At 73.3% G+C, this 8,930-nt stretch carries 9 protein-coding genes; 7 read left to right on the forward strand and 2 right to left on the reverse strand.

The window, feature by feature from the left end; genetic code table 11:
* Positions 1 to 423: 423 nt before the first annotated feature.
* From DVH02_RS26045 to DVH02_RS26065, 5 genes are all read left to right on the forward strand, one after another.
* A complete protein-coding gene (locus tag DVH02_RS26045; protein WP_233518465.1) occupies positions 424 to 651 on the forward strand; it encodes a DUF3311 domain-containing protein in 228 nt (75 codons plus the stop codon).
* Positions 648 to 2,198 carry a sodium:solute symporter family protein gene (locus tag DVH02_RS26050; protein ID WP_114626295.1) on the forward strand — a complete coding sequence of 517 codons (1,551 nt, stop codon included), beginning with the start codon at positions 648 to 650 and terminating at the stop codon, positions 2,196 to 2,198. The genes DVH02_RS26045 and DVH02_RS26050 overlap by 4 nt, the downstream gene beginning before the upstream one ends.
* 333 nt (positions 2,199 to 2,531) lie before the next feature.
* Entirely contained in the window at positions 2,532 to 2,843 is a 312-nt protein-coding gene (locus DVH02_RS26055; RefSeq protein ID WP_114626296.1) for a DUF6412 domain-containing protein, read from the forward strand.
* Positions 2,844 to 3,037: 194 nt separating this feature from the next.
* Positions 3,038 to 3,808, forward strand: a complete 771-nt coding sequence (locus tag DVH02_RS26060; protein WP_114626297.1) for a YidC/Oxa1 family membrane protein insertase — start codon at positions 3,038 to 3,040, stop codon at positions 3,806 to 3,808.
* 281 nt (positions 3,809 to 4,089) lie between these two features.
* Positions 4,090 to 4,959, forward strand: a complete 870-nt coding sequence (locus DVH02_RS26065; protein WP_114626298.1) for a fumarylacetoacetate hydrolase family protein — start codon at positions 4,090 to 4,092, stop codon at positions 4,957 to 4,959.
* Between the two features lie 175 nt (positions 4,960 to 5,134).
* Here the strand turns inward: DVH02_RS26065 and DVH02_RS26070 are convergent, their stop codons facing one another.
* Together DVH02_RS26070 and DVH02_RS26075 are read right to left on the reverse strand one after the other, a co-directional pair.
* Complete coding sequence (locus DVH02_RS26070; protein WP_114626299.1) at positions 5,135 to 5,602, reverse strand: heme-degrading domain-containing protein; 468 nt, start codon at positions 5,600 to 5,602, stop codon at positions 5,135 to 5,137.
* On the reverse strand, positions 5,599 to 6,744 hold the full coding sequence (locus tag DVH02_RS26075; protein ID WP_114626300.1) for a Gfo/Idh/MocA family oxidoreductase: 1,146 nt from the start codon (positions 6,742 to 6,744) through the stop codon (positions 5,599 to 5,601). Before DVH02_RS26075 ends, DVH02_RS26070 begins: the two co-directional genes overlap by 4 nt.
* A 251-nt stretch (positions 6,745 to 6,995) precedes the next feature.
* On the opposite strand from DVH02_RS26075, the gene DVH02_RS26080 reads away from it, so the two are divergent.
* Together DVH02_RS26080 and DVH02_RS36450 are read left to right on the forward strand one after the other, a co-directional pair.
* A complete protein-coding gene (locus DVH02_RS26080; RefSeq protein ID WP_407697681.1) occupies positions 6,996 to 8,399 on the forward strand; it encodes an ROK family transcriptional regulator in 1,404 nt (467 codons plus the stop codon).
* A 288-nt stretch (positions 8,400 to 8,687) separates the two neighbouring features.
* A partial coding sequence (locus DVH02_RS36450; RefSeq protein WP_233518466.1) for a hypothetical protein occupies positions 8,688 to 8,930 on the forward strand: 243 nt, incomplete at its 3' end.

Here is an 8,930-nt window from a genome sequence, read left to right on the forward strand (position 1 = left end):
CCCACGCGGAGCGTAGGCGACTGACGACAACGCGGCGAGGCGCGGCACCAGGGCTCGCGAGCCCGGCATGATCCAAACGAGAGGCCCCAGGGTCTTTCGTCTGGATCAGGCCGGATGAGGGAGCGGGGTCTGGTGCCGTGGATCGCAAGGCGGAGGAGGGAGCCCACGCGGAGCGTAGGCGACTGACGACAACGCGGCGAGGCGCGGCACCAGGGCTCGCGAGCCCGGCATGATCCAAACGAGAGGCCCCAGGGTCTTTCGTCTGGATCAGGCCGGATGAGGGAGCGGGGTCTGGTGCCGTGGATCGCAAGGCGTAGGAGTGCGCCCCCGCGCCGTGTGGGCGCGTGACGACAACGCGGCGAGACGCGGTGCCAGGACCCGCGCGTCCGGCACGATCCCCACGAGAGGCCCTAAGGTCCAGACGTGCTTCGAGACCGCCCCCACCTGCTCTGGCTGCTGGTGCCCTTCGTTCTCTTCCTGGGCGCCCTGCCCTGGGTGAACCGCGTCCAGCCCGTCGTCCTCGGCCTGCCCTTCCTCGCCCTGTGGCTGCTCGGCTCCACCGTCGTCACTCCCCTCGCCGTCTGGCGCGCCTACCGCGGAGACCGGCGCCTGGCGGACCGCCGAGGCGGCACCCCGGGGGAGCGGGAGTGAACGCCGCCGTCGCCACCTCCGTCTTCGGCCTCTTCATGATCGCCACCGTCGGACTCGGGCTCCTCGCCGTCCGCGGCCGCGCCGGCACCGGGGGCGGGCTCGCCGAGTGGTCCGTCGGCGGGCGCAGCCTCGGCGCCGTCTTCGTCTGGGTCCTGATGGCGGGCGAGAGCTACACCAGCTTCAGCTACCTCGGCGCCGCGGGCTGGGGCTACAACTACGGCGCGCCCGTGCTCTACGTGGTCGCCTACATGTCCTGCGGTTACGCGGTCGGCTACGTCGTCGGCCCCATGCTCTGGCGCTACGCCCGCCGCCACGACCTCGTCGGCATCACGGACATCATCGCCCACCGTTACGGCAGGCCCTGGCTCGGCGCCCTCGTCGCCGTCCTCGCCACCGTCTTCCTGCTCCCCTACATCCAGCTCCAGATCACCGGCATGGGCGTCGTCGTCTCCGTCATCTCGTACGGCACCGTCAGCCTCGAACTCGGCTATTTCGTCGCCTTCGCCGTGACCACCGGCTTCGTCGTGGTCAGCGGGCTGCGCGGCAGCGCCTGGGTCTCCGTGCTCAAGGACGTCCTGGTCATCGGGACGCTCGGGTTCCTCGCCGTGTACGTGCCCACGCACTACTTCGGCGGCTACGGGCCCCTCCTCGACCGGCTCGTCGACGAGAAGAGCGCCTGGCTGACCCTGCCCGGAGCGGGCGGGGCGGACAGCGGGCTGGGTACGGGGTGGTTCGTGACGACGTCGCTGCTCAACGCCCTGACCGTCGTCATCTTCCCCACCACCGTCGCCGGCTACCTGGGCGCCCGCAGCGCCGACGCGCTGCGCCGCAACGCCATCTGGCTGCCCGCCTACAACGTGCTGCTCTTCGTCCCCGTGCTCCTCGGGACGGCCGCGCTCTTCGTCGTCCCCGGGCTGGCGGGCGCCGACTCGAACCTCGCACTCTTCCGGCTCGTCGTCGACTCGCTGCCCGCCTGGGCGGTCGGGCTCATCGGGGTCGCGGCGGCGCTCTCGTCGGTCGTGCCGATGGCCGTCTTCATGCTGGTGATCGGCACGATGTGGGGGCGCAGCGTCCTCTCCCTCGTACCGCGCCTGCGGACCCGGCAGAAGGGCGCGGCGCAGGTGGTGGTGGTCGCGGCGGGCGTGATCGCGCTGGTGATGACGTACACGGTGCCCAACACCCTCGTACGGCTCTCGCTCATCTCGTACGAGGCCATGGCGCAGCTCCTGCCCATGCTGCTGCTGGGGCTGGTGTGGCGCAGGTTCACGCTCGCGGGCGGGCTGAGCGGGCTGGCCGTGGGCGTCGCGACGGTGTGCGCGCTCGTGTTCAGCGGCCACGATCCGGTGTGGGGGATCAACGCCGGGATCGTCGCGCTCGCCGCGAACCTGCTGGTGGCGTTGGGGGTGACCTGCGCGGGAAGCGCCGACCGCCTCGACGGCAGGCCGGACGCGGAGGTGCTCGCGCAGGACTCCCTGGACGACCGTGTGTCCTCGGGCGACCGTGTGTCCCCGGACGGCCGCGCGTCCCCTGGACGACCGCGTGGATGATCACGGGGTGACTGTGTGCGGGGGCGCGGGTGCGGTGAGCGCGAGCGGGGGTGACTGTGTGCGGGGGTGAGTGTGTGCGGGGTGACCGGGCGGTGCCCCCGGCGGGTGACCGGGGCGGTGACCGGGGCGGTGCCCCGATGGCCGACATGGCGGGTGACCGTGGGGTCGTTCCGCGGGGTGGTGGACGGCCACGCGAGGGCCCGCGGCCCTCCTCGCGCGGCTTCAGCCACGGGTGGCCCATCGTGTATAACGGTTTGAGGCTCACATTCTGAGGCCCATATGCCTTATGGCAGGACGAGCGGGACGAGCGGGACGAGAGAGGGGAGGGCGGCCATGGTCCGCAGCGCGTTGCGGCTGCTGCGCCCCGCCGGGCTGCTGATCTTCCTCCTCACCGAGGTCCTCCTCGTCGACGCCGGCAGCCTCTCCGCCGCCGTCGCCCTCGCCGCCACCGCCGCCGTCGGCTCCACCCTCGCGGCCTGCGCCGTCATCAGCGCGCGTTCCGTGCCCGCCGTACCGCGCCAGCGGGTACGGACGGCCATCCGCGACCGCGAGCAGCGCACCGCGTTCCTGCCGCAGCGCGATCCCGACGGTTCGGGCCGCATCAGGCCCCGAGCCCCCGGCCGTCTCCTGCCGACGGCCGCGTAGGGCTCCACCGCCCCACCACGCCCCACCGCTCCGCCCACCGGTCCGCAACGGTCCCCGCGCGGAGCGCGCCGCGGAGTCCCCGCGCGCGCCGTCCTGCCGTATCCGCCGCCTTCCCGCGGTGGTACCCGCCGCCCCGACCACCGCGCGGCGGCTGTCTTCCCCCGGCACGACGAGACGCCCCGGAGGGCTCACCCATGTCCGCTTTCATGTCCGCGTTCGCGCATCTGGTCGGGCTGCTGGCCGATCTTCTCCAGCCGCTCTTCCACGACGGTTCGGCCGCGATGGCGATCGTCCTCTTCACCGCCTGCGTACGGCTCGCCGTGCATCCTCTCTCCCGGGCGTCGGCGCGTGGCCAGAAGGCCCGTACCAAGCTCGCCCCGCAGATCGCGGAGTTGCGGAAGAAGCACGCGAAGAACCCCGAGCGCATGCAGAAGGCGCTCATGGAACTGCACACCAAGGAGAAGGTCTCCCCGCTCTCCGGCTGCCTGCCGAGCCTGGCGCAGATGCCCGCCTTCTTCCTGATGTACCACCTCTTCTCCAGCCGCGAGATCGGCGGCCGCGCCAACGAGTTGCTCGGCCACTCCCTCTTCGCCGCGCCGCTCGGCGGGCGTTGGGCGGACGCGCTCTCGGGCGGCGGGGCGTTCGGGGGAGCGGGGCTCGTGTACGTGGCGCTCTTCGCGATCGTCGCGGGTGTGGCCACGTTCAACTACCGGCGGACGAAGATCCAGATGGCGAAGGCGCCCGCGCTGCCGGCCGGACCGGACGGCCAGCAGGTCCCCGGCATGGGGGCGATGACGAAGGTGATGCCGCTGATGTCCTTCGCGACGCTCTTCACCGTCGCCGTCGTGCCGCTGGCCGCCGCGCTGTACGTGGTGACCAGCACGACCTGGACGGCGGCCGAGCGCTACTTCCTCTACCGCGACATGCCGGCGGCGGGCGCGTCGGCCCCCGCGACCGCGATGTGACGCGGGGGCGCGGGGGCGCGGGGTGCTCGAACGCGCGGCGCTCGGACGCACGGCTCCGGCGGCCGGATTCCGTCCACGGAATGAACGGGGTCTTGCACAGTCATCCGATGTCTTGGAAGATCGGCCGATCCCCGTCTGATGGTCACGGCTCCTGACGGCCGCGGCCGTCAGACGGGTTCTTCCGTACGGGGTGCCGTCGGCGGACAGAGGCACCTGCGAGACCAGAAGTACCAGCGCGGGACCAGAAGTACCTGCGGGACCTGCGGGAAAGGGGACAGCGCGTGAAGCTGCTGCGAGTCGGTGCGGCGGGCGCGGAACGCCCGGCGTTGCTGGACGAGGACGGCACGACCCTCAGGGACCTCTCGGCGCTGGTCACCGACGTCGACGGCGCGCTTCTCGCCGATCCGGCCGCCCTTGGCCGGATCAGGGACGCCGCGGCCTCCGGCGAGCTGCCGGTCCTCGACGGCGGCGGTACGGGCGGTCCGCGCGTCGGGCCGCCGCTCGCGCGGATCGGGAAGATCGTCTGTATCGGGCTGAACTACCACGACCACGCGGCCGAGACCGGGGCACCGATCCCGGTGGAACCGATCATCTTCTTCAAGGCGCCGGACACAGTGGTCGGACCTGATGACACCGTCCTCGTACCGAGGGGCAGCCGCAAGACCGACTGGGAGGTCGAACTCGCGGTCGTCATCGGCCGCACCGCACGCTATCTGGACTCCGCCGAGGACGGCCTCGCGCATGTCGCCGGATACGCCGTCTCGCACGACGTCTCCGAGCGCGAGTTCCAGATCGAGCGCGGCGGTACGTGGGACAAGGGCAAGAACTGCGAGACGTTCAACCCGCTCGGCCCCTGGCTGGTCACCGCGGACGAGGTGCCGGACCCGCAGGCCCTGCGGCTCAGCCTCCGTGTCAACGGCGAGACCAAGCAGGACGGGACGACCGCCGAGCAGATCTTCGGCGTCGGCGAAGTCGTGCGCTACGTCAGCCATTTCATGACGCTCTACCCGGGCGACGTCATCAACACGGGGACGCCGGCGGGCGTGGCGATGGGCCACCCGGAGCCCAAGCCGTATCTGCGGGCGGGAGACGTGGTGGAGCTGGAGATCGAGGGGCTGGGGCGGCAGCGCCAGGTCCTGAAGGACGCGTAGCCGTACCCGAGTACATCTGTACGCGGAGTACGGCTACGGGTACGGACCCCCTACGGCCACGGGCATGGACCGTATGGCTGCGGCTGCGGCTGCGGCTGCTACGGGTACCGGGACGAGGACCAGGACGGGTGTTACGGGGCGGGCAAGGGCACGGGTACGGGTACGGCGTCCCCCTTCACGACCTCAGCCGCTCCAGCGCCTCCACCACCAGCGCGTGGTCCTCCGCCTGCGGCAGCCCCGAGACCGTGGCCGCGCCGATGATTCCCGCGCCCTCGACGGCGATCGGGAACGAGCCCCCGTGGGCCGCGTACAGATTCGGGTCGAGCCGGGAGGACTCCTCGAAGGTCGTCCCCTTGGCACGGAAGCGGGCGCCCACGAGCAGTGAGGCGGCGCCGTACCGTTCCACCACCCGGCGCTTGCGGTCGATCCACGCGGTGTTGTCCGCCGTCGAGCCCGGCAGCGCGCAGTGGAACAGCTGCTGCGCGCCGCGGCGGATGTCGATCGCCACCGGCGCGTGCCGTCCGCGCGCGAGTCCGACCAGCAGGCTGCCGAGCGCCCACGCGTCGTCGTGGGTGAAGTGGCTGAGGACCAACCGGGCTTCCTGCGCTTCGAGTTCGGCCACTCCGGGCAGTTCGGTGCTCATCGCCGCGTCTCCTCCAGGTCGACCGTGACACCCTCGCGCGCCGAGCGCCGGGCCGCCTCCAGTACGTCGAGCGCGGACGCCGCCTGACGCGCCGTCACCGGCGGTTCGGTGGCGTCGCGCAGGGCGGCGGCGATCCCCGCGTAGTACGCCGGGTAGTCGCCCGGCTCGGTCTCCACCGGGTGGCCGCCACCCGTCAACGGCGACTGGCCCGCGCCGATCCGGCCCCAGAGCGCCTCGGGCTCCACGCCCCAGCCCGGCCCTGCGCCCGGCCGCCTGCCGTCGCGCAGGTCCGCCTCCTGCGGGTCGAGGCCGTACTTCACGTAACCGGCCTTCGAGCCCAGCACCCTGAAACGCGGCCCCAGTTGGGCGGCGGTGGCACTGACGTAGAGGTGGGAGCGGACTCCGTTCGCGTGCGTGATCGCGATGAACGTGTCGTCGTCGGCCGCGGCGCCCGTGCGGCGGACGTCGCTCTCCGCGTACACCCGTACCGCCGGGCCGAACAGCACCAGCGCCTGGTCGACCACGTGGCTGCCGAGGTCGTACAGCAGCCCGCCGATCTCCTCGTCCGCGCCCGACTCGCGCCAGCCGCCCTTCAGTTGGGGGCGCCACCGCTCGAAGCGGGACTCGAAGCGCCACACGTCCCCCAGCTCCCCTGCGCCGATGAGGCGGGCGAGGGTGAGGAAGTCGTTGTCCCAGCGCCGGTTCTGGAAGACGGAGAGCAGCAGACCGCGCTCCTCGGCCAGCGCCGCCAGCCCGCGCGCCTCGGCCGCGCTGCCCGCGAGCGGCTTGTCCACGACGACCGGCAGCCCGGCCTTGAGGGCGGCCGTCGCGATCGGGACGTGCGTCTTGTTGGGCGAGGCGATGACGACCAGATCGAGCGGCGCGGCCCCCGCGCTCCCGCCCCGGTCCGCCCGCTCCCACAGAGCGTCGGGCGACGCCTCGAACCGTACGTCCGGGAACTCGGCGTGCGCCTGCGCCCGGCGTTCCGGGCTGGAGGTGACGACCGTGTCGAGGACGAGCCCGTCGGTGGCGGCGATCAGCGGGGCGTGGAAGACGGAGCCCGCGAGGCCGTAGCCCACGAGCCCGACGCGCAGGGGGGCGTCAGCGCCCGTGCCGGTTCCGGTACGAGTCATGCCAGTCATGCCAGTCATGCCGACCACTTAAGCAACGGTGTTGCCAAAGTGCAAGCAGCAGGCACAATGCGAAGGTGAAAGACGCGACGGACAGGTACGGACGTGACGGCGACGACGGCGCCGACGGTGGCGGCGGCAGCGCAGTCGGCGGCAGCGCGGTCGGTGGCGGCGCGGTCGGTGGCGGCGCGGTCGGTGGCGGCGGCAGCGCGGTAGGCGGCGGCAGCGGGGCCGCCGGGCCCGGCCGGCCCGGCCCCGGCGGCCTGGCCGCCGGGTTCGGCGCGGGCGCCAATCTCCCGGTGCTGCGCGGCCACAACGCCGCTCTCGTGCTCGATCTGCTGCGCACGGCGGGCGAGGGCGGCATCAGCCGCCTGGAACTCGCCGACCGCACCGGGCTCACCCCGCAGGCGGTCAGCAAGATCACCGCGAGGCTGCGCGCGGAGGGCCTGGCGGCGGAGGCCGGGCGCCGCGCGTCCACGGGCGGCAAGCCCAGGACCGTACTGCGGCTGGTGCCGTCCGCCGCGTACGCCGTGGGGCTGCACCTGGAACGCGACGAACTGGTGGCGGTCCTGGTGGATCTGGCCGGTGTGCCGGTGGCGGTACGGAGCGCCCCGCTCGACCTCGGCGCGGGTACGGAGCCCGTCGTCGCGGCGGTGGCGCGCGCGGTGGACGCGGTGCGCGCCGAGCACGCGAGAGCGGGCGGCGGCGGCGGAGGAGGCGGAGGCGGAGGTGGAGGCGGAGCGGGGGCCCTGGCCGCGGCTACGACCACAGGCGGGGGGAGGGCCGGATCGACGGTCGGATCGAGGGCCGGTGCGAGGGCCGAAGCCGGGGCCGAAGCCGGGGCCGGAGCCGGGGCCGGAGCGAGGGCCGGAGCCACGACCGGGGACAAGGCCACGACCGGGGACAAGGCCGAGACCGGGGTCAAGTTCGCGACCGGGGCCACTACGGGTACCGCGACCGGTGCCACCACCGGGGAGACGGCTACGGCAGCCGGGGAGCTGCTCGGGGTCGGCGTCGCCATGCCCGGTCCGCTCGACCACACCTCCGGTGTCCTCGGGCGCGTCACCGGCTTTCCGCAGTGGGCCGGTTGCCCCCTGCGCGACATCCTCGCCGACCGCCTCCGGCTCCCCGTCGTCCTCGACAAGGACACCAACGCCGCCGCCCTCGGACTCACCCTGCGCGGACCGGGCGACTCCTTCGCCTATCTGCACCTCGGTACGGGCCTGGGCGCGGGACTCGTCCTCGGCGGCGGGCTGCACCGCGGCGAACGTACCGGCGCGGGCGAGTTCGGCCACCAGGTCATCCAGCTCGACGGGCCCGTGTGCGACTGCGGGAACCGCGGCTGCGTCGAGGCGCTCTGCCTGGCGGCCGTCGGCCGGGGCGATCCGGACGAGGCCGCGCGCGTGCTCGGCGCGGGGGCGGCGAATCTGGTCGGGCTGCTCGACATCGACCGCGTGCTGCTCGGCGGCCGTACGATCGCCGCCCACGAGGAGCGTTTCGTGCGGGGCGTGGGCGCGGCCGTCGCCGCGCGCGCCCTGGGCGGTACGGCTGTTCCGGTGAGCGCGGCCGGGGGCGGTCCGCATCTGGTGGCGGAGGGCGCGGCGCAGCTCGTGTTGGCGCCGGTCTTCGGGCGCCGGAGGGGCGCGGGGGGCGTGGGTCTCGGCTGATGGGGTGCATTTATGTGATGTATCGGCGCGGTGGGGCCGGAAAGCGGACGAGGGGCCGAAGGCATATGTCAGCGTCGAGCGCCGGGCAGCCGTAGTCAGGCAGCCGGAGCCAGACACCCGTCAGCAGGCACCCGTCAGCTGATGGCCGCCCGCAGGCACCCGTCAGCTGACGGCCGCCCGCAGGTATCCGTTGTAAGGCATCCGCCCGCAGGCAGCCGTCACCACGCATCCGCCCCCGCCCCCGTCCCCGCCCCGAACGCCTCGCGATCCGCAAAGGCCACGGTCCCCATGCAACTGCGCCTGCGTCACGCCCTGGTCATCGGAGTCACCGCCGTCACGGCGCTCGCGCCGTTCGTCCTCGGGGTGGTCGAGGAACAGGCGGCGGTCGCGGCCGGGGACGCGAGCACCGCCGGGACCACGGACGGGACCACGGCAGGAAGCACCGCCGCGACCGCCGCCGGTACCACGGCAGGAAGCACCGCCGGTACTACCGCCGGTACTACCGCCGGGCCCGGCGGTAGTACCGGCGGT

The sequence above is a fragment of the Streptomyces corynorhini genome (genome assembly GCF_003346515.1).
Taxonomy (GTDB): Bacteria; Actinomycetota; Actinomycetes; order Streptomycetales; family Streptomycetaceae; genus Streptomyces; species Streptomyces corynorhini.